Origin of the sequence: Desulfoscipio geothermicus DSM 3669 (genome assembly GCF_900115975.1) — a bacterium.
Taxonomy (GTDB): Bacteria; Bacillota; Desulfotomaculia; order Desulfotomaculales; family Desulfallaceae; genus Desulfoscipio; species Desulfoscipio geothermicus.
Map to the genome: position 1 here is coordinate 43400 of NZ_FOYM01000007.1, position 20108 is coordinate 63507.

Annotated in this window: 22 protein-coding genes; all 22 read left to right on the forward strand. The window is 50.8% G+C overall.

The window, feature by feature from the left end; genetic code table 11:
- Positions 1–14: 14 nt before the first annotated feature.
- The 22 genes from infB to BM299_RS05750 all read left to right on the forward strand — a co-directional run bounded on the left by infB (position 15) and on the right by BM299_RS05750 (position 20102).
- Positions 15–2672, forward strand: coding sequence for a translation initiation factor IF-2 (gene infB, locus BM299_RS05645; protein WP_092482491.1), 2658 nt, complete (start codon positions 15–17; stop codon positions 2670–2672).
- Between the two features lie 33 nt (positions 2673–2705).
- Positions 2706–3053 carry a 30S ribosome-binding factor RbfA gene (gene rbfA / locus BM299_RS05650; protein WP_092482492.1) on the forward strand — a complete coding sequence of 116 codons (348 nt, stop codon included), beginning with the start codon at positions 2706–2708 and terminating at the stop codon, positions 3051–3053.
- On the forward strand, positions 3046–4032 hold the full coding sequence (locus BM299_RS05655) for a DHH family phosphoesterase (protein ID WP_092482493.1): 987 nt from the start codon (positions 3046–3048) through the stop codon (positions 4030–4032). The genes rbfA and BM299_RS05655 overlap by 8 nt, the downstream gene beginning before the upstream one ends.
- On the forward strand, positions 4029–4952 hold the full coding sequence (gene truB / locus BM299_RS05660; RefSeq protein WP_092482494.1) for a tRNA pseudouridine(55) synthase TruB: 924 nt from the start codon (positions 4029–4031) through the stop codon (positions 4950–4952). Before BM299_RS05655 ends, truB begins: the two co-directional genes overlap by 4 nt.
- Positions 4953–4978: 26 nt before the next feature.
- A complete protein-coding gene (locus BM299_RS05665) occupies positions 4979–5917 on the forward strand; it encodes a bifunctional riboflavin kinase/FAD synthetase (protein WP_092482495.1) in 939 nt (312 codons plus the stop codon).
- A gap of 289 nt (positions 5918–6206) precedes the next feature.
- Positions 6207–6434 (forward strand): hypothetical protein, encoded by a 228-nt coding sequence (locus tag BM299_RS05670; RefSeq protein WP_092482496.1) that lies wholly within the window; start codon positions 6207–6209, stop codon positions 6432–6434.
- A gap of 13 nt (positions 6435–6447) precedes the next feature.
- The gene (locus BM299_RS05675; RefSeq protein ID WP_092482570.1) at positions 6448–6669 is read left to right on the forward strand and encodes a hypothetical protein; all 222 of its coding nucleotides are present in this window, start codon (positions 6448–6450) and stop codon (positions 6667–6669) included.
- Positions 6670–6768: 99 nt separating this feature from the next.
- Positions 6769–7038 (forward strand): 30S ribosomal protein S15, encoded by a 270-nt coding sequence (rpsO, locus tag BM299_RS05680; RefSeq protein WP_092482497.1) that lies wholly within the window; start codon positions 6769–6771, stop codon positions 7036–7038.
- 291 nt (positions 7039–7329) lie between these two features.
- Positions 7330–9504 (forward strand): polyribonucleotide nucleotidyltransferase, encoded by a 2175-nt coding sequence (locus BM299_RS05685; protein WP_245779663.1) that lies wholly within the window; start codon positions 7330–7332, stop codon positions 9502–9504.
- Between the two features lie 54 nt (positions 9505–9558).
- A complete protein-coding gene (locus BM299_RS05690; protein ID WP_092482499.1) occupies positions 9559–10236 on the forward strand; it encodes a class I SAM-dependent methyltransferase in 678 nt (225 codons plus the stop codon).
- A gap of 204 nt (positions 10237–10440) precedes the next feature.
- The gene (locus BM299_RS05695) at positions 10441–11103 is read left to right on the forward strand and encodes a polysaccharide deacetylase family protein (RefSeq protein ID WP_342741317.1); all 663 of its coding nucleotides are present in this window, start codon (positions 10441–10443) and stop codon (positions 11101–11103) included.
- Positions 11104–11150: 47 nt separating this feature from the next.
- Positions 11151–12290 carry a D-alanyl-D-alanine carboxypeptidase family protein gene (locus BM299_RS05700; protein ID WP_245779665.1) on the forward strand — a complete coding sequence of 380 codons (1140 nt, stop codon included), beginning with the start codon at positions 11151–11153 and terminating at the stop codon, positions 12288–12290.
- Positions 12291–12753: 463 nt separating this feature from the next.
- Complete coding sequence (locus tag BM299_RS05705) at positions 12754–14013, forward strand: M16 family metallopeptidase (RefSeq protein ID WP_092482500.1); 1260 nt, start codon at positions 12754–12756, stop codon at positions 14011–14013.
- Between the two features lie 9 nt (positions 14014–14022).
- Positions 14023–14481, forward strand: coding sequence for a dUTP diphosphatase (dut, locus tag BM299_RS05710; protein WP_092482501.1), 459 nt, complete (start codon positions 14023–14025; stop codon positions 14479–14481).
- Between the two features lie 107 nt (positions 14482–14588).
- On the forward strand, positions 14589–14924 hold the full coding sequence (locus BM299_RS05715) for a hypothetical protein (RefSeq protein ID WP_092482502.1): 336 nt from the start codon (positions 14589–14591) through the stop codon (positions 14922–14924).
- A gap of 26 nt (positions 14925–14950) precedes the next feature.
- Complete coding sequence (locus BM299_RS05720) at positions 14951–15220, forward strand: YlmC/YmxH family sporulation protein (protein WP_092482503.1); 270 nt, start codon at positions 14951–14953, stop codon at positions 15218–15220.
- 95 nt (positions 15221–15315) lie between these two features.
- Positions 15316–16308: an SDH family Clp fold serine proteinase gene (locus tag BM299_RS05725; protein ID WP_092482504.1), complete on the forward strand. Its 993-nt coding sequence runs from the start codon at positions 15316–15318 to the stop codon at positions 16306–16308.
- Positions 16295–16474, forward strand: coding sequence for a hypothetical protein (locus tag BM299_RS05730; RefSeq protein ID WP_092482505.1), 180 nt, complete (start codon positions 16295–16297; stop codon positions 16472–16474). Before BM299_RS05725 ends, BM299_RS05730 begins: the two co-directional genes overlap by 14 nt.
- Positions 16475–16644: 170 nt before the next feature.
- Positions 16645–17445, forward strand: coding sequence for a 4-hydroxy-tetrahydrodipicolinate reductase (gene dapB, locus BM299_RS05735; RefSeq protein ID WP_092482573.1), 801 nt, complete (start codon positions 16645–16647; stop codon positions 17443–17445).
- A 92-nt stretch (positions 17446–17537) separates the two neighbouring features.
- Entirely contained in the window at positions 17538–18419 is an 882-nt protein-coding gene (gene dpsA / locus BM299_RS05740; RefSeq protein ID WP_092482506.1) for a dipicolinate synthase subunit DpsA, read from the forward strand.
- Between the two features lie 34 nt (positions 18420–18453).
- Entirely contained in the window at positions 18454–19041 is a 588-nt protein-coding gene (locus BM299_RS05745; protein ID WP_092482507.1) for a dipicolinate synthase subunit B, read from the forward strand.
- A 41-nt stretch (positions 19042–19082) separates the two neighbouring features.
- Positions 19083–20102, forward strand: a complete 1020-nt coding sequence (locus BM299_RS05750) for an aspartate-semialdehyde dehydrogenase (protein ID WP_092482508.1) — start codon at positions 19083–19085, stop codon at positions 20100–20102.
- The last annotated feature ends 6 nt before the right edge of the window (positions 20103–20108 follow it).

A 20108-nucleotide genomic window follows, 5' to 3' on the forward strand; every position in this document is an offset into this window, starting at 1 on the left:
TCGGAGGTGATTGTATGGTGAAAAAACGGGTCCATGAACTTGCCAAGGAGCTTAACATAGAAAGTAAGGAAATGGTAAATAAGCTGCATAATATGGGCATCAACGTCAAATCCCACATGAGCACGCTGGATGAAAAAGACATTGTGCGCATCAGGGAGCATTACCTGGGGCGCAAAACCCGGGCCGAACAGGCGGAAAAAAACGGAGCTGCCCACGGCGCGAAGGAAACAGGCAAACGGGGTGCCGGCCAGCGCAAAAGGGATAATCATCACGATCGCGGGCCGGGATTGGTCGACCGGGTTCCCGACAGGCCGCCCGATCGCCGGTTTACTGAAAAACCGCTGCGCGGTGCCGGCGGCGGGGGACGGGGCGGCGCGCAGCGCCATAAAAAGCAAAATCCCCCGCACCGGAACGATCAGCCCAGGGCAGCCGGGCGGGGACAGCAAACGCCGGCGCCGCCCGCTCGCCAGGGCCAGCAGGTGGAGAAACAGCCTGCCGCCAGGCCGGCGGGTAATATCGATTACACTGCCCAGCGCGGCCAACAGACCAGGCCGGCCGACCGTTATCAGCCTGCCAAATCCAACACCGGCGGCAACAAGCAGCAAAGGCCCCCCAGGCCCGCGGCACGCGGCGGAAAAGATGCCCGGCAGATACTGCATAAAGATGATAACAGTAAGCTAAAATTTGCCCAAAAAGGCAAGCCCGACCAAGTTAAGGCCATGGAAAAAACCAAGGCGCAGGAACGGGTCAAACAGGTTGAAAAGCACGCCTTCAAGGGCAAAGGCGATAAGGATAAAAAAGACAGGTTCCAAAAAGAGACCTACCGGGGTAACCGCCCGGAAAAAATGGTGTTTAACAAAAAGGGCGGCAAACCGGTCAAGAAGAAAACCCAGCCGGTGCTTGTCCGCGAACGAAAACCGATTACCATTGGAGAAAATATCACTATAAAATCACTGGCGGAAAAGATGGCCATTAATGCTGCCGAAGTGATTAAAAAGCTGATGGAACTGGGGACCATGGCCACGATAAATCAGGAAATCGACTCTGACACGGCGACGATAGTGGCCAACGAACTGGGTTACGAAGTCAATGTCAAGGTTGAGGAGGATAAGGAAGCTCTGCTGATGCAGGACCATGAAGACACCCCGGCCGACCTGGAGCCCCGTCCGTGCGTGGTCACTATCATGGGGCATGTGGACCACGGTAAAACCTCCCTGCTGGACGCCATCCGGCATACCAACGTCACCGCGTCAGAAGCGGGAGGCATTACCCAGCACATTGGCGCGTACCAGGTGGAACACAACGGGAAAAAGATTACCTTTGTGGATACGCCCGGCCACGCGGCTTTCACGGCCATGCGGGCCCGGGGAGCCAAGGTTACCGATATCGCCATCCTGGTGGTGGCCGCCGACGACGGGGTTATGCCCCAGACCGTGGAAGCGATCAACCACGCCCGTGCGGCGGAGGTCCCGATTATTGTGGCCATTAATAAGATAGATAAACCCGAAGCCGACCCGGCAAAGGTAAAGCGCGAGTTGACGGAACACAATCTCGTCGCCGAGGAATGGGGCGGCGATACCATATTTGTCGAGGTTTCCGCTAAAAACAGGGAAAATCTTACCGAACTTCTGGAAATGATCTTGCTGGTGGCGGAAATCGGTGAATATAAGGCCAATCCCAACCGGCCTGCCCGGGGCACTGTTATTGAGGCGGAGCTGGATAAGGGCCGGGGGCCGGTGGCAACAGTACTGGTGCAAAACGGCACCCTTCGGGTGGGAAATTTCATAATTGCCGGGGTGGCTTACGGAAAAGTGCGGGCCATGATGGACCATGCCGGACGCAGGGTGAAAAAGGCCGGGCCGTCCATGCCGGTGGAGGTGCTTGGTTTTTCGGAAGTCCCACCGGCGGGTGAGCTTTTCTTCGCCGTGGAGGACGAGAAACTGGGCAAGCAAATAATCGATGAACGGCACAATAAAAAGCGTGAACTGGAATTGAAGGCCACTGCGCCCAGGGTTTCGCTGGACGATTTGTTTAGCCAGATCCAGGATGGACAGGTCAAGGAACTCAGCATAATTATCAAGGCTGATGTGCAGGGTTCGGTAGAGGCCGTGCGCCAGGCGCTGGAGCAAATCGGTACCGAAGAGGTGCGGGTAAACGTTATCCACGGCGGCGTCGGCGCGATTACCGAAACGGACATCATGCTGGCTTCGGCATCCAACGCCATAGTCATAGGATTTAACGTGCGCCCGGATGTTAACGCCAGGAAGGCCGTGGAAACGGAAAAAGTGGATATCCGGTTATACCGGGTTATTTACGATGCCATTGAAGATATTAAGGCGGCCATGAGCGGTCTTTTGGACCCCGAGTACAAAGAGGTGGTTATTGGCCGGGCCGAAGTGCGTAAAACTTTCAAAGTGTCCAAGGTGGGCACCATTGCCGGTAGCTATGTAACTGAAGGAAAGATAACCAGGGATGCCGGTGTTCGGGTCATCAGGGACGGCATTGTTATACATGAAGGAACACTGGATTCCCTGAAACGCTTTAAAGATGACGTGCGCGAAGTGGCCCAGGGCTATGAATGCGGCATGACCGTGGAAAAGTTTAACGATATAAGGGAAGGAGACCAGATCGAGGCTTATACTGTGGAGGCAGTTAAGCGTGAATTGGCTTGATTTTGGTATAATAATGTCAAAGGGGGGATTTATATGTCCCACCGGCCCGAAAGGTTGGCCGAGGCAATCAAGCAGGAAGTATCCGATTTGCTCAGAGATGAAATAAAAGATCCGCGCATTGGCTTTGCAACCATTACCGGGGTAGACGTATCCAGTGATTTAAAGTATGCCAAAATCCATGTCAGTATTTTGGGCAATGCTGACGTGCGGGGGCAAGCAATGACCGCCTTAAAAAAAGCGACGGGCTTTATCCGTACCGAACTGGGTCGTCGCATCAGGCTGCGGCATGTACCCGAAATATCCTTTAAACTTGATGAATCTCTGGATCACGGAGATAAGGTGCTTAAATTATTGGACGAGGTAAGTAGTAACGATGCCTGAACGGTCGAAGCTGTATTTCACTGTGGCGGAAACCCTGCGCCGGGCCAGGAACATAGCATTGTGCGGGCATGTTATGCCCGACGGCGATTGCCTGGGGTCTGTGCTTGCCCTTGGCCGGGCACTCAAGATAATGGGGAAAGAGGTATTGATGTTGAGCCCCGACCCGGTGCCGGAGATGTATGCCTTTTTGCCCGGGGCGAGTGAAATCACGGTGACCGGCAACGGGTACAAGGCTGTTGATGTGTTTGTTTCCGTGGACTGCTCGGTTCCCGACCGGTTGGGGTGCCATCATAGTTTTCTGGAACGGGCGGGCCGGGTAATTGTCCTGGACCATCATGCCGGCGCCACCGTTTTTGGGCACATTTACCTTAATGAGCCAGGTTACGCGGCGGCAGGTGAGATGGTTTACGAACTGCTGCGGTTACTGCCCGTTTCCTTGGACCCCGAGATGGCCGCGTGCCTTTACGTGGCCATTATTACCGACACGGGATCTTTTCGCTATGACAATACAGGGCCGCAAACGCATATCAGGGTGGCGGAACTGATCAAGTTGGGGATTGATGCTGCCCGGATCAATAAATTATTATACGAGGAAAAATCCCTGGTCAGCATGAAAGTGCTCGGTCGGGTGCTGCAATCATTGCGTATCAGTGATTGCGGCAGGGTGGCGTGGATGTCCGTCAGACAAGATACGCTGCGTGAGTTGAACGCCCGTAATGAACACGTGGATGGGGTTATCAATTACCCCCGGGCGATCAAGGGTGTGGAACTGGCCCTGTTTTATCGCGAAATAGAAGCAAATAAATATAAAGTCAGCTTGCGTTCCAAGTACTTTCTGGACGTCAATAAACTGGCGGCGCAGTTCGGGGGGGGCGGTCATCAGCGCGCTGCCGGGTGCATCATGGAGGGCGATCTGGCCGAAATCCAGCGGCGTATGTTGGAGGCGGCGCTTACTGCTTTAAAGGATGAACACACATGAACGGTATTTTAAATATCCTCAAGCCGCCGGGGATGACCAGCCACGATGTGGTGAATTTTGTCAGGAATACTATCAGCGTAAAAAAGGCCGGTCATACCGGAACACTGGACCCGGGGGCCGCCGGGGTGTTGCCCGTATGTGTGGGCAAAGCCACGCGTATCATCCAGTACCTGCCCGATGATAAAAAATACAGGGTGGAGGTAACTTTCGGCCTGTCCACCACCACCCAGGACGCATTTGGCGACGTTGTTCGGCGCACCGGTGCGAACGGGCTTGCGGCGGGCGACGTAGCAAGGCACCTGGTGCATTTTGCCGGCCAAATTGAACAGGTGCCGCCCATGACCTCAGCCGTCAAATACCAAGGGAAAAAGTTATATGAGCTGGCCAGGGCCGGCATGGAAGTGGAAAGAAAATCCCGCTCTGTTTATATATATGACATATTACTGGTTGACTTTTATCATGATGGCGCCGGTACGCCGCGGGCGGTGCTGGATATTCACTGTTCCGCCGGGACATATATCCGCACTATATGCCATGAACTGGGGGAGAGGCTGGGTTGCGGCGCCTACATGTCATTTTTATTGCGCACCCGGGCCGGGCTGTTTAGTCTGGATAATACAATAACCCTGGAGCAGTTGCGCGGTATGCAGGAGCAGGGGGCCCTGCGGTCGTCCGCCCTGGTACCCATGCATAAAGCCTTGGAAAACCTGCCCCGCGTTGAAATCCAGGGAGCGGCGGTGCAAGCGGCCAGCTGCGGAAATCGCCTGAGATTACCTACAATTGCGGTGGGGCAAAAGATTGCCGCAGACCAGCTGGTGCGCCTGGAAGACCCGAACGGTTTACTGGCCCTGGCTGTTACCCGGCACGATCCCGAAGCGCCGGACTATTATCTGTTTCAACCAGTGAAGGTGTTAGTGTAAGCATAAATTGTGGAGGTTATTCAGCGGTGCAAGTTTACAGTAACTGGATAAACTTACATAAAAAACATGATAATTTGGTTGTTGGACTGGGCAATTTTGATGGCATACACCTGGGACACCAGAAACTGATTGGTGATCTTGTGTCCAGGGCGCGGGCGGCCGGGGCGACACCGGCCGTTTTCACCTTTGTTCCCCACCCCTTGACGGTGTTGAATCCCGAAGGCGCGCCGCCGATGCTTTTGCCACAGGATCTGAAACAGGAGATGTTTGCCGGACTGGGCGTAGAAGTGCTTGTTGTCATTCCGTTCACCCGCGAATTTGCCCGTATGTACCCCGAAGACTTTATTACCACGGTATTGCACCGGCACTTGGCGGCTCGGGCCGTATACGTGGGGTACAATTATACATTTGGCCACATGGGCCGGGGTACGCCGGAACTGTTAAAGCAATACGGCGATGAACTGGGTTTTGCCGTGGAAGTGATCAAGCCCGTTACCGTGGACGGCAAGCCGGTGAGCAGCACTTTAATCAGGAGCCTGCTGGCTGACGGTGAAATTGCCCAGGCCAGAAAATACCTTGGCTATTGTCCGATTGTTGAGGGCGAAGTGGTTTACGGTGAAAGACGCGGCAATACCCTTGGTTTTCCCACGGCCAACTTGGAAGTAGAAAGCAACTTGTTGGTTCCGGCCAACGGGGTTTACTCGGTCAAAGTCAGGGTGGGTCGGGAAATCTACTGGGGTGTGACCAATATCGGCATCAAACCCACGTTTCACGGTAATGCGTATGCACGGACCATCGAGGTGCATTTACTGGACTTTTGCGGTAATTTATACGGAAGAAAAATGAGGGTATATTTTATTCGCCGCTTGCGGGAAGAAAAAAGGTTCCACTCGGTTGGAGAACTGGTAAAGCAAATTCAAAGGGATATCAACGAAGCCCGGGTGGATGCCGCCGGGCAAGTATAAAGCGTTTGTAAAGGTAATATATATTATTAAGTAAGGTTATGCAGTGGTTATTTCAGAATACAGAAGTCAGAAGTCAGAATTTAGTAGTATATTTTAGAATACAGAACTAAGAAATCAGAAATCAGAATTCAGTATAAGAATATATTTTTATTATTCTGACTTCTGAATTCTATTACGAACAAGTTTACTTGTAAGATGTAATGTGCTAAAATATACTAGGTTTCCGGTAAAAATAGTGCTTTTTTTTCATAATAACGTCCCGAAATGAAAGAAGGGAGACGTTAGGTTAATGGGGGTACCCAAATTCGATTCGCCGGAAGAAGAAATCAAAAAATGGCTGAATCACATTGCCCTTATTTGTTTAAGCGAAGATTTTCAGGATTTGAAGAAAGAATTAGAAAAAATATACATGCAGTCAGATGTAGAAAACGTACAAGTAGCAGCCTTTCAGGATGCCCTTTATGCTTTTTTGGCGCAAGAAGAAGATGAACTTGCCTGCCAAACGGGAGCAAACTGATTTTACCATGGAAATTAAAGTGATTATAACGGAACATGCGCGCAAGCGGTTGCGTGATTTTCGGCAGGATAAAATTACCACCGCGGATATTATAACGGCCGCCAACAGCATACCGGGCCGGATACCTACGGCGACGCGGTTCAGGGGGTTCTTCGCTAAGTCAGGGCGTATGTTTGATATTGTAGCCAAGGATATTGAGGTTGGCCGGTTGGTTATAACTATTATAGGCAAGTAATACAAATTTTTATATATGAACTGTTAGCTAGGGGATACGCTTATCTCCGGCGATTTTACTTGGCTAGCAGCGATTACAAAATGCAAGGAGGTGAGCACCGTGGCTTTGTCAACGACTGATAAACAGTCCGTTATTGACAGCTTCAAGCTGCATGAAAACGATACCGGGTCCCCTGAGGTGCAAGTGGCGATATTGACCAAACGCATAAACCACCTGACGGAGCATCTTAAGATTCATAAAAAGGATCACCATTCACGGCGCGGGCTGCTTAAAATGGTCGGTCAGCGCCGGGCCCTGTTGAATTATCTTAAGGACTGCGATTTTAATCGTTACCGTGAGTTAATCGACAAATTGGGTTTGCGCAAATAAAAAGCGGGCTAGTCCCCGCTTTTTACATTTTATGCCAGGAATTTTGTGTCGGGGACTGATGTCAGATGTTTTTTTATATTCCAGGCAGGATATAATACTGAATATGTAGAATGATCTTATTTTATTGTAAAAAAATACTATAACCAGTTTTTAATCTTAATTGGACGAAGAAAGGAGGTTATTCGGTTTTATTTTCGGAAAATCAACAGATGACCGAATGTAAGGCCGAAATATAAGCAAAATATGCAGCAGCAAATATTAAGTAAAGATATTGAAATTGGTGGCAGGATAATGACAGTGGAAACGGGCCGGGTGGCCAAGCAGGCCGGGGGCGCCGTACTGGTGCGTTATGGAGATACTGTCGTTCTCGTCACCGCCACTATGGCCAGGCGGATCAGGGAAGGCATAGATTTTTTTCCGCTGACCGTTGATTACGAGGAACGCCTTTATGCAGTGGGTAAAATACCGGGGGGGTTTATTAAAAGGGAAGGGCGCCCCAGTGAAAAGGCCACCCTTACGTCAAGGCTGATCGACAGGCCCATCCGCCCTCTGTTCCCCAAAAATATGCGCAATGAAGTGCAGGTAATCGCCCTGGTATTATCTGTGGACCAGGATAACCCGCCGGAAATGGCAGCCATGGTGGGTGCTTCGGCGGCTCTGCACATTTCCGAAATTCCCTTTAACGGCCCCATCGGCGGTGTTATTGTCGGGCGGGTGGGTGGTAATTTTATCATCAACCCAAATGTGCAAGATATGGAAAAGAGTGATATGCATCTGGTTGTAGCCGGTACCAGGGATGCGGTGATGATGGTAGAGGCCGGCGCCAAAGAAGTGCCGGAAGAAACGATGTTGGAAGGCATCATACACGGCCACGAAAAAATCAAGGAAATTGTACAGTTTATCGAAGATTTCCGCCGGGAAGCGCTGGAAATGGGACTGGCCAAGGAAAAATATGAACCGGCTCTGGTGGAAATTGAAGAAGAGATGGAAAACGCCATTACGGCCAGAATTACCGAAGATATCAAGTCGGCTGTTCAAGAATGCATCGTCAAACAGCTAGCCAAGAAAGAACGGGAGGCCTTACTGGACGAGGTTAAAGAAAAACTGGCGACGGAATTGCTGGAAGAATACCCGGAACAGGAACAAGCCATCGCCAAGGTTATAGAAAACGTAGAAAAGAAAATAGTACGCCGCTATATACTGGTAGACCGGGTGCGCGTGGATGGCCGGGCCCTTAATGAGATAAGGCCTATCAACGTGGAAGTGGGACTATTGCCGCGTACTCACGGGTCGGGCCTGTTCACCCGCGGACAAACCCAGGTTCTTTCCATAGTTACGCTGGGTGCCATATCCGATGAACAAATCCTGGACGGTCTTGGTATAGAAGAAAGAAAACGCTTTATGCACCATTATAATTTTCCGCCTTTCAGTACCGGAGAGACTAAACCGATGCGTTCCCCGGGCAGGCGGGAAATCGGTCACGGCGCGCTGGCCGAGCGGGCCCTGGAGCCGCTGATTCCACCGGAAGAAAAATTTCCCTATACTCTTCGGATTGTTTCGGAGGTAGTGGAAAGCAACGGCTCCACTTCCATGGGGAGCGTTTGTGCCAGTTGCTTGGCCCTGATGGATGCCGGCGTACCCATCAAGGCTCCCGTAGCCGGCGTGGCCATGGGTTTAATTAAAGAGGGCGATGAATTTGCCGTGCTGACGGACATTCAGGGACTGGAGGACCATCTGGGGGATATGGACTTCAAGGTAGCCGGTACGGCAAAAGGTGTCACGGCGCTGCAAATGGACATCAAAATTGCCGGCATCAACCGGAACATTCTGCAGGTGGCCCTGGGGCAGGCCCATGAAGGGCGTATGCACATTCTGGGTAAAATGACCGAGGTAATAGCCAAGCCCAGGGTGGAAATGTCGCCTTATGCGCCCAGGATTATCCAGACCTCCATCCATCCGGATAAAATCAGAGACGTTATCGGGCCCGGAGGGAAAATTATTAGAAAAATTATTGAGGAAACCGGCGTAGATATCGACATTGAAGATGACGGCAGGGTATTCATTGCAGCAGTTGACCCCGCAGCCGGTCAAAGTGCTTTATCTATTATCGAAAAGTTGACCAAGGAAGTAGAAAGCGGGCAGATTTACCTGGGCAAAGTGGTAAAAGTAACCGACTTCGGCTGTTTTGTCGAGATCATACCCGGAGTACTCGGTTTGCCGGGCAAAGAAGGTCTGGTGCATATTTCACAATTGGCCCATGAACGGGTAAACAAGGTGGAGGACGTAGTTAAAGAAGGAGATATGATTGAAGTTAAAGTAATCGGCTACGATAACCAGGGGCGGTTAAAGCTGTCCCGCAAGGACGTCACCCCGGCCCCCGAAGGCGCCAAGGAGAATCAAGATAAGCCCCGGGAGCTACGCCGGCCGCACCGCAACCAGCGTCGCCAGCACCACAAGAGCAACTAAGTTTGATAACCCCTTAAACTAAATTAGGGGTTTATTTTTTGGAGGTCGGGAAGCATGTCACTGGAATTGTTTGGATATAAAAGCGTGCGCGAAAAGATTGACCGGGAAAAACAATGGATGAAGAATAATTTCGCCGATTGTCCGGTGCAGTATCACCCGGAGGCTGCCTGGCGGGACAACGCGGTTATTTGCCGGCTATCGTTGTTAAAACAGTATTGTGATACGTTTGGAATCTACCAGATACTGAATAAGGAATTTAATGACGCTTTGGCGTGGGAAATAAAACAACTGGCATTATCGCCGGTGCTGGAGGTCGGGGCCGGCCGCGGCGATCTGGCGGCTGCATTGCGCGCTCGGGGAATTGAAGTGACGGCCGTGGATAATTACTCAGAGTTTTCGGCCGGCGCCGGGGGCAGTAATGATTGCCGGCCGTTAAACATGGATTTCCGGGAAGCGCTGGAACAATACCAGCCCCGTCTGGTATTATGCAGCTGGATGCCCGAAGGGCAGGATTGGACCCGGGATTTTAGGGAGGCCGAATCTGTCAAGGCGTATATATTAATCGGTGAGGAAGAAAAAAATATTTGGTTTGAATTTACGGGTTGGCGCAGTAGAATTCTCAAGGGGCCAAATAAATGGTCCCTCTGCAGACTTGACCACGGAGTGGATTTTGACAAGCCGGAACTCTGGTGGAGGCACTCCAAAATTATACTATACGAGCGGATAGAGTGAATGGGGATTTAAAAAATTAAAAACAATCTGTGATGAAAACCTGTCTTTGGTGAGACGGGTTTTTGTTTTTTGTGCATTGGCGGGTGTCGGGTTGAATAAATTTAAAGCGAACATTATTCAAGGGGGGAATAAACAATTTTTATTTTAATTGATCGCTTTCGGTTATTAAAAAATTTAATTATCGTCGGTGCGATCTTTTTGGCGGTGCTGCTCGGGTGGACCTGCATTCGCCAGGGCAAAGTTTCGGCTATGGTCGCTGAGCCGGTGTACCAGGGCAATGAAGAGGTCAAGGCCGTTGCTTTAACCTGTAATGTGTTCTGGGGTGAAGAATATATCGGCCGTATGCTGGAAATTTTGGAAGAAAAAAATGTGCGGATGACTTTTTTTATCGGGGGCACCTGGGCAGAGAAGTTTCCTGATTTGGTGCGCAAGATTCACGCCGGGGACCACGAGATTGGCAGCCATGGTTATGCTCACCCGCACCCGGACCAAATATCCCGCGAAGCCAATAAACGTGACATTGCCAAGGCAGAGAAGGTTATTCAGGATATCACCGGCGAAAAACCGGTTTTATACGCTCCGCCTTACGGGGAAAGGGGAACCGCAGTGCTGCAGGCTGCTAGAGATATGGGTTATCGCACCATACTGTGGAGTATCGACACCATTGACTGGCAGCGACCTGCCCCGGAAGTAATCAGGGACCGGGTAATGGGTAGAATCCACAATGGCGCAATCGTGCTCATGCACCCCACCGCTCCCACGGCGCACGCCCTACCGGACATCATTGCCGGTTTGCAGGGGCGGGGGTACCGGCTGGTGCCGGTAGGAGAATTGTTAAAAGAGTCACCTCATAAAAATGAAGGTTAGGGGTAAATCTAAAGACAACATCAATCATAGTATGGGGTGAGATAATATTGCGTTTTAAAACTGCCGTCGCGTGGGGTTTATTTTTTTGCCTGTCCCTTGTGTTTTTGGGGCCCCGGGCAGGGTGGGGGAACCGCGCTTTCCTGCCGGTCATCAGCGCTGAATCCGCCGTATTGATGGATGTTGATACCGGTCAGATATTATACAGCAAGAACCACCTGCAGCAAAGACCCATGGCCAGTACCACCAAGGTCATGACGGCGCTGATAGCCCTGGCGGCCGCGGATACGGACGGCATTATCAAGATAAGCCCCCGGGCTGCGGCGGTGGGTGAGTCGTCCATGTACCTACGGGAGGGGGAAGCCCTTGCGCTGAAACATGTCTTGTACGGCGCGCTCTTACGCTCCGGCAACGATGCCTGTGTGGCCATAGCGGAACACGCGGCCGGGTCGGAGGAAGCGTTTGTTTTACTGATGAATGAAAAGGCTGCGCTGATCGGTGCCGACAGCACCCATTTTTGCAATACCAACGGCCTACCAGCGCCGGGTCATTATTCAACTGCCCAGGACCTGGCGCTTATTGCGCGTAACGCCTTGCACGACCCGTTGTTCTGTCGGATTGTCAAAACGCGTTTTAAAACTGTTAAAGGGTTGGGAGGGGTAACGCATTACTTGAAAAATACCAATAAATTACTCTGGCAGTACCCGGGGGCTGACGGTGTCAAGACCGGAACCACCATGGAAGCGGGAAAATGTTTGATAGCTTCGGCCACCGTTGATGACAGGCGTTTATTGGCCGTAATATTAAACGGCCCCGACCGGTTCAGGGACGCTGAGAACTTGCTGGACTACGGGTTTAATGAATTCAAAGCGGTAAGGGCGGCTTATGCGGGAGAAATTTACGGGCGTGTTCAGGTTTTAAATGGCTTAAGTGAATCGGTGCCGGCCAGGATAGCGAATGATATAACAATCAATATACATAGCGATGGGGTAGATGAGGTGGAAAAAAAAGTAACCATGCTGCGCAGTGTGCAGGCGCCGGTACGGGAAGGCCAATTACTGGGTAAAATAACGGTGATTGTAAACGGTGCTGCAGTGGATTCGAGCTTAATCGTAGCGGAAAGCGCGGTTGGCAACTTGAGTCCGGTGCGCAAACTGACAAATAAAGTCATAAATACAGTAATAAGGTAGTAAATCGATTGTTATAACTATTCGCCAAAACATTTGACTGCTGTGGTATTGCTCATAAGCGAACGACTTGCGTAGCGCCGGTATCAGCACCCGGGAAAAGCTTTTAGGTAACCGGATAGCGGCGCGAAACCAGTGGCTCACCAACAGTGTGCGATTAAACAGATGAGCTTTAAAGTCGATGTGTCAGAAATAGAAAACATATCGCGCCGCCTTTGCAGCGCCGCTAATTCGGTCCGAAGCAAGGCGTGGTGCGCATCACGCGCGGAGCACTGGAGTGAGCGCTCTAGCAATACTACAGCGGGCTTGCTGAATAGTTACCGGTTGTTAATAGAAATGTGTTGTTCGTTAGTTCTTTGACACAAAAACAAGGAATTTTGGTTATTGGCAAGAACATATATACAACGGAAAACATTTAAATTCATTTTACGGGTTGTTTATTATAAATGGTACAGGGGGTAAATGTGTGATAAATGTAGCCGAACTGGCTAACGGGGTCAGAATACTTACCGAGCACATTCCGCATGTGCGTTCAGTTGCCGTAGGGGTTTGGGTGAATGTTGGCTCTCGGGATGAAAGCCAGCGCCTGGCCGGTATTTCACATTTTATTGAACACCTGATGTTTAAAGGAACCGAGAAGCGCAGCGCGAAAGACATCGCCGAAGAACTGGACGCGGTAGGCGGGCATTTGAACGCTTTCACCACCAAGGAATATACTTGTTACTACGCCAAGGTGTTGGACGAACATTTTGGGCTGGCTGTGGATTTACTCAGCGACATGTTGTTTAATTCCCTTTTTGATAAAAAGGATATAGACCGGGAGCGTAATGTTATTTTAGAAGAGTTAAAAATGTATGAAGACGCGCCGGACGAGCTGGTGCATGATGTGTTTGCCGGCACCATCTGGAGTGGCCACCCGCTGGGCAGGCCGATAATCGGTGATGAAAAAACTGTCCAGGAACTGACCCGGGAGGATTTACTGGACTTTTACAATAAATATTACACCCCGGGCAATATAGTGGTCGCTGTGGCCGGTAGCTTTGACCGGGAACAGGTTATGGAGGCATTGACTGCAACGTTCGGCAAGTTGACCGGTCAGGGAAATGAACGGTTGCTGACCGCGCCTGAACCGGCCCGCCAGGTGGTCTGCCGGTATAAGGATACCGAGCAGGTTCATTTATGTATTGGCACGCCCGGTTTGGCCCTGGATAATGAAAAGATTTATGTTTTTCAAATCATAAACACCATCCTGGGCGGGGGATTGAGTTCCAGGCTGTTTCAGGAGATCAGGGAACAGCGTGGCCTGGTTTATTCGGTGTTCTCCTATCATAGTTCTTATCATGATTCCGGCCTTTTTTGCATTTATACCGGGCTGAGCAAGCAAAACGTGCGCGCCGCCCTGGAACTGGTCATTAAAGAGATTTATGACATCCGGACCAACGGGGTTCAGGCCAGGGAATTGCAACGGGCCAAAGACCAGTTGAAAGGTAATTTGCTGCTCAGCCTGGAGAATGTGAGTACCCGGATGAGTCGTTTGGGTAAATCACAACTTTATTTGGGCAAAGTTGTTTCGCCGGATGAAATCGTACGCCGCATCATGGCTGTGTCGGACAGTGATATAAGGGAATTGGCTAGAACCATGCTGAATCCTGAAAACTTCTGCCTGGCCAGCGTGGGCCCGTGGGATGACGGCGATATTTTGCGGGAAATACTCAACCAGGCGTAGGGATCCGGTATGACGAAAGTAGCTATTAAATTTAAGAAAATCAACCCTGATATTGGCCTCAAAATACCCGAACCGGGTTACGCCACCCCCGGCGCGGCCGGGATTGATCTGGCGGCTTCATTGCAAGAGCCGCTGGTGGTGCTCCCGCGAGAGAGGGCGCTGGTACCCACCGGGCTGGCGCTGGATATTCCTGATCGTGGCGTGGTGGGTCTGATTTTCCCCCGCAGCGGCCTGGCGGCCAAACATGGCATCACCCTGGCCAACGCCGTGGGGGTGATTGACAGCGATTACAAGGGGGAAATAATGTGCCCGGTGCAGAATAACGGTGACCGGCCTTACGAAATCAGGCCGGGCGACCGAATAGCCCAGCTGGTATTTTTGCCGGTTTTACAAGTCAAAATTGATTATACCGACGTTTTGAACCCGTCCGCTCGGGGCGCGGGCGGTTTCGGTTCCACCGGCAGGTAAAGATCGCAGCCGGTCTTTTTTGAAACAATCAGTTTCCGGATAAATTGTCCAATTCCAGGAATATTTCGCCTTCTGTGCAATATAAATTTGGTACAGGAGGTGAAAATATGAAACTGGGTGTGCTGCTGTTTGTTTTAATTGTACTATTGCTGGTTATCTTATCTTTACGGGAGCGTATAAGGCTGCGAACCATGCGGGACAAGGACTGGGAAACGATCGGTGAGGCCAAGGCGTCTCCGTTATCCCAGGCTATCACCGGCATGGTCGGTACGGCGGGCGGTATTTATTTGTCGCTGATTCTGGTGCAGACTTTTTTGGAACTGGAATTACCCCGTTTCATACATGTCAGTGGAATATCCCTGGAACCCATGGCCACCGTATCTATAGCCCTGGCCATCATCCAGCCCTTTGCACAGCGTTATTTAATCGGGCGCAGGTATTGATCATAACGTTAAGGGGGAAAATCGCAATGAAACTGGGCGAGCTGGCCGGCAAGGAGATCATCAATTTGAACGACGGCGCCCGGCTGGGCGTGATTGGTGAAACCGATCTGGCCATTGATGATGAAACGGGTAAGATACAGTCCATCATAATACCACGCAAAGGCAATATCATAAGTTTCTGGGCGGAAAAAAACGAACTGGTTATTCCATGGGAAGCGGTCAAGAAAATTGGGTTTGAAGTGATTATCGTGGAACTGGATCAGGCTGTTCCCAGGTACGGTAAATACATGATTTGAATGATCCGTCTTAGCGCGGATTTTTTTTCTGGCATAATTTTAGATAATGTGCTGAGCGTCGGGCCATAATAATCGAAAAAACAAGGAGGCAATTTATGGCCCGGCCGCAAAGATTGGACCTCATGCAAAAAATCGGCCGTAAACGCGAATCAATTGTGTTAACCTATGTTACCGGTGACCGGGAAAACGTGAGCACCAGGATCGCTCCGGATGTGGTGCAGGTAATTTATAAGCATCTGGAAATGGTGGGCAACAATCCGCGGATTGATTTGTTCCTCTATACCAGGGGGGGTGACGTGCTCACCCCATGGCGTCTGGTCAATCTATTTCGCGAATACACGGCCCATTTTTCGGTATTGATACCTTTTCGGGCTTACAGCGCCGGAACATTGTTATGTTTGGGCGCCGATGAAATAGTAATGGGTAAAATGGGTGAACTGGGTCCCATTGACCCCAGTGTGATCAATGCCTTTAATCCCCAGGACCCGTCCAACCCATCCGCCAGGTTACCGGTCAATATCGAAGATGTTTATTCTTACATGAACCTTATCGCGGAAAAAATGGGTATTTATGACGAGAGTGTCATGTCACGGGCTTTTTTATTGTTGGCTGAAAAAATTCACCCGCTGGCGCTTGGTAATGTGCACCGGAACTGGATGTTGATCAGGTCGTTGGCCAATAAAATGTTGGGGCTGCGCCGGGAAAGTCTGCCCCAGGCCAAGGTGCAGAATATTGTCGATTACCTGACCGAAAAGCTTTACGCCCATAACCACATGATTCCCCGCCGCGAAGCTATTGAGGAACTGGGCTTGCCGGTGGTGTGCGCCGATGATGAATTAAATACCCTGTTGTGGGCTTTGTATGAGGATATCGCGGTGGAATTAAAGCTGGGGGAACCTTTTAACCCCACTACCATTTTAAGGGGGAACAGGACAGAATTCGAGGTAGCCAGCGGTCTGGTGGAATCCAATGTAAGCGTAGATTATTTTGTTTTTTCCGGAATTGTGGAGCGCAAGGATTACCCGGAAACCGGACAGATTAACGTGAATATTAATAAGCAAGGTTGGTATGCTTATGGAGCGCCGTAACGGCCAAAGCGCAGGAGTAAAAATAAACTTTCAAACAATCGGGAAGAAGTATTGTGTGGTAACGCAATGTTCGGGCGCGCCCGCGGCGGATTTTTACAACCCGAAACTGACCGGAGGTATAATTGTGCCGCAGGACCGGGAAAGTTCCGCCAACATAGATAAATGAACGTTCGGTGGCAGGTGATTCCAACCGGTTAAGGTTTTTTTCTTGACATCATTAAGGCAGTATATGTTAAATTATTAAAAACATTCTTTTGTATAAAGTTAAGAATGCCAGGAAGGGAGGAAAAAACCGGTAAACTATCCAGGTGTTTTCGATATTACCGGGAAATTATTGTGATTAAAGTTGCAGTTAGCGGTGCATCAGGACGTATGGGACAGGAAGTGCTCAAGACTGTCTTGAATGCTGAAGACACTGAGTTATGCGCGGCTATTGATTTTTATAACGAAGGGCAGGATGTCGGCACATTGCTGGGCACCGGGCCGCAGGGTGTGCAGATAACATCCGATCTGGCCGAAGCCCTTGCTACGTCCGGGGCGGATGTACTAGTTGATTTTACCAGACCCCAATCGGTAGCCGCCAATACTATTACGGCCCTGCAAGCGGGCGTACGTCCGGTGGTCGGCACCACCGGCATGTCCCGGGAAGATTTTGAGCAGGTGGTTGATTTGGCTCAAAAAAAGCGTTTGGGTTGCGTTATTGCCCCAAATTTTGCCATTGGGGCATTGTTAATGATTAAGTTCGCTGCCGAAGCGGCCAAATATCTACCGCATGTAGAGATAATTGAAAAACACCACGACCAGAAACTGGACGCCCCGTCCGGGACGGCCGTGAAAACCGCGGAAGCCATTTTGGAACAACGCGGTGAATTTAAGCAGGGTTTGGATGTCGAGGAAGAGAAAATTGAGGGAGCCAGGGGAGGTAAAATGCCTGGCGGATTACGTATCCACAGCGTTAGATTGCCCGGATTTGTCGCCCATCAGGAAGTTATTTTCGGCGGCGTGGGGCAGACGTTGACCATAAGACATGATTCCATTTCCAGGGAATCTTTTATGTCCGGTGTATTGCTGGCCGTGCGCGCGGTAATGCGCCTGGAAGGAGTGGTGTATGGTTTAGAGAACCTGTTGTTTGAATAATTTTGTCCCATCAATTGCAAACAAGCACCTATAAAACCGGCATTTCATATATTGGTGTAAGTACAAGAAGGTTAGAGGAGGGTTAGCCGTCCATGCAATATTTGGCGGGTCTAACGTTGGCAGTAATGGGCGGGGATGCCAGGGAAGTCACTTTGGTGGAACATCTGGCTGGTGCCGGTGCAATAGTCCAAACCTTTGGATTGCCAGTGCAAGGTGATAATATTATAACCTGCGGGGAACCGGATAAATGTTTGGCCGGGGTGCAGGCTCTCATTTTACCGGTTCCGGGAGTTAATGAAAACATGCAGCTCCATTCGACATATCAGGAGGAGAAGGTAACAATTACCGGGGAACTGCTGGCACCGCTTCCCGCCGGTACTCCGGTTCTGGTGGGCATGGCCAGGAAACCGCTGCGTGAGTTGCTGGAACAGTGCGGGCTGGAGCTCGTGGAAGTAATGAAACTTGACGAGGTGGCCATCCTGAACTCCATTCCCTCGGCTGAAGGAGCCGTGCAAATGGCCATGGAAAGGCTGCCCATCACCATCCACGGCAGTCGTGCTGTGGTGCTGGGTTTTGGCCGTACCGGCCAGACGCTGGCCCAACTGCTTGCGGCCATGCACGCCCGTACGACGGTAATCGCCCGTAACCCGGCCCAGCTGGCCAGAGCATCGGCCATGGGTTTACAAGCAGCGCATTTTCAAGAATTAGTAGATTATTTACGCGATGTAGATGTTATATTCAATACCATTCCCGCACCGGTGATCACCGCGAATATTTTGCAAAAACTGCCACCGGCAACCCTTATCATTGACCTTGCTTCTGCACCCGGAGGCACTGACTTTGCCAGGGCCCGTGAACTGGGTATTCAAGCAGTTCTGGCGCCGGGCCTGCCCGGCAAAGTGGCACCGAAAACCGCCGGCACGATACTGGCGCGGGTGGTGCCTCGTCTTTTGCTGCAGAAGGTAAAACCTTAGTTTTTCCGGTTTTGCTTTAGGAGGTGCTTGTTTGATGAGGTTGAAGGGTGTTAAGGTGGGATTTGCTTTAACAGGTTCTCATTGTACCCTGGATGAGGTACTGGTGGAAATGAAAAGGGTTGCTGATGAGGGTGCGATACTGTATCCTATTATTAGCGCGGCTGTTGATGAAACGGATACCAGATTTGGGGCGTCCGACCGTTGGAAAAGCCAAATAATGGAAATAACCGGGCAGAAAATTATCAAAAGCATCGTCGGTGCTGAGCCGTTCGGTCCGGAAAAGACTCTGGATGTACTGGTGGTGGCTCCCTGTACCGGCAATACCTTGGCCAAATTGGCCAATGCCATTACCGACGGGCCGGTGCTGATGGCCATCAAGGCGCACCTGCGCAACCAGCGCCCGGTGGTGCTGGCCGTTTCTACCAATGACGGCCTGTCCATGAACGCGAAAAATATTGGTTTGCTATTAAACTGCAAAAATATATATATGGTTCCATTTGGACAGGATAATCCCGCCGGCAAACCAAATTCGTTGAAGGCCCAGATTAGCAAGTTGGTGGATACCATTGAACATGCTTTGCAGGGTAGGCAGATTCAACCTGTTTTAGTAGCTTATGAATAAAATGCGCGCCGGCGGAAGATTAAGAATGGAGGGATAGATTCTTGGCCGATTATAAAGTAGTGATTGTAGGTGCAACCGGAGCAGTGGGGCAGGAGATATTGCAGGTTTTGGCAGAAAGGAATTTCCCGGTAGGCGAATTGAAACTTTGTGCTACCGCTCGTTCCGCCGGCAAGGAGATTTTTTTCAAAGGTAAAAGTTATACTGTGGAGGAAACCACGCCCGCTTCCTTTGACGGCATGGATATAGCTTTGTTCGCAGGTGGCGCGGCAAGTAAGGAATTCGGCCCCCTGGCGGCGGAAAAGGGCGTGGTGGTAATTGATAACAGCAGTCATTTCCGCCTGGACCCTCAGGTGCCGCTGGTAGTCCCGGAAGTTAACCCTGAGGATGTAAAAGAACACCGGGGCATAATCGCCAACCCGAACTGCTCGACCATCATTATGGTGGTGCCGTTGAAAGCGATTTATGACGCCGCCGGCATCAAGCGGGTGGTGGTTTCCACCTACCAGGCGGTCAGCGGTGCCGGGGCCGAGGGTATCACGGAATTAACCGAACATACCCGGGCCGTTCTGGATGGTAAAGAGGTAATACCTGCCAAGTTCCAGTATCAGATCGCCTTTAACCTGATTCCCCATATTGATGTCTTCCAGGAAATGGACTACACGAAGGAAGAATGGAAAATGGTAAAGGAAACCCGCAAAATATTACACGACGATACTGTCGGCATTACGGCGACCACTGTTCGGGTGCCGGTCTACAGAAGCCATTCGGAATCCATTAACGTAGAAACCAAACGCAAAATCACCGTGGATGAGGCGAAAAAGGTTCTGGCAGATTTTCCGGGTGTGGTGGTGGAAGATGATCCGGCCAACAAGAAGTATCCCATGCCCCTCTTTACATCAGAGAAGGATGATGTGTTTGTCGGTAGAATCAGGCAGGATAATTCCCTGGACAATGCGCTTAACATGTGGGTGGTAGCTGACCAGCTGCGCAAGGGAGCGGCTACCAATGCGGTGCAAATCGCCGAATTGGTGATTAAATACGGGTGTCTGGGAAAGAGGTAGTATGAG

Bases quoted from the DNA above. Each gene is read 5' to 3' on its own strand.
- infB (WP_092482491.1), top strand. From the start codon at position 15: ATGGTGAAAAAACGGGTCCATGAACTTGCCAAGGAGCTTAACATAGAA.
- rbfA (WP_092482492.1), top strand. From the start codon at position 2,706: ATGTCCCACCGGCCCGAAAGGTTGGCCGAGGCAATCAAGCAGGAAGTA.
- BM299_RS05655 (WP_092482493.1), top strand. From the start codon at position 3,046: ATGCCTGAACGGTCGAAGCTGTATTTCACTGTGGCGGAAACCCTGCGC.
- truB (WP_092482494.1), top strand. From the start codon at position 4,029: ATGAACGGTATTTTAAATATCCTCAAGCCGCCGGGGATGACCAGCCAC.
- BM299_RS05670 (WP_092482496.1), top strand. From the start codon at position 6,207: ATGGGGGTACCCAAATTCGATTCGCCGGAAGAAGAAATCAAAAAATGG.
- BM299_RS05685 (WP_245779663.1), top strand. From the start codon at position 7,330: ATGACAGTGGAAACGGGCCGGGTGGCCAAGCAGGCCGGGGGCGCCGTA.
- BM299_RS05690 (WP_092482499.1), top strand. From the start codon at position 9,559: ATGTCACTGGAATTGTTTGGATATAAAAGCGTGCGCGAAAAGATTGAC.
- dut (WP_092482501.1), top strand. From the start codon at position 14,023: ATGACGAAAGTAGCTATTAAATTTAAGAAAATCAACCCTGATATTGGC.
- BM299_RS05715 (WP_092482502.1), top strand. From the start codon at position 14,589: ATGAAACTGGGTGTGCTGCTGTTTGTTTTAATTGTACTATTGCTGGTT.
- BM299_RS05720 (WP_092482503.1), top strand. From the start codon at position 14,951: ATGAAACTGGGCGAGCTGGCCGGCAAGGAGATCATCAATTTGAACGAC.
- BM299_RS05725 (WP_092482504.1), top strand. From the start codon at position 15,316: ATGGCCCGGCCGCAAAGATTGGACCTCATGCAAAAAATCGGCCGTAAA.
- BM299_RS05730 (WP_092482505.1), top strand. From the start codon at position 16,295: ATGGAGCGCCGTAACGGCCAAAGCGCAGGAGTAAAAATAAACTTTCAA.
- dpsA (WP_092482506.1), top strand. From the start codon at position 17,538: ATGCAATATTTGGCGGGTCTAACGTTGGCAGTAATGGGCGGGGATGCC.
- BM299_RS05745 (WP_092482507.1), top strand. From the start codon at position 18,454: ATGAGGTTGAAGGGTGTTAAGGTGGGATTTGCTTTAACAGGTTCTCAT.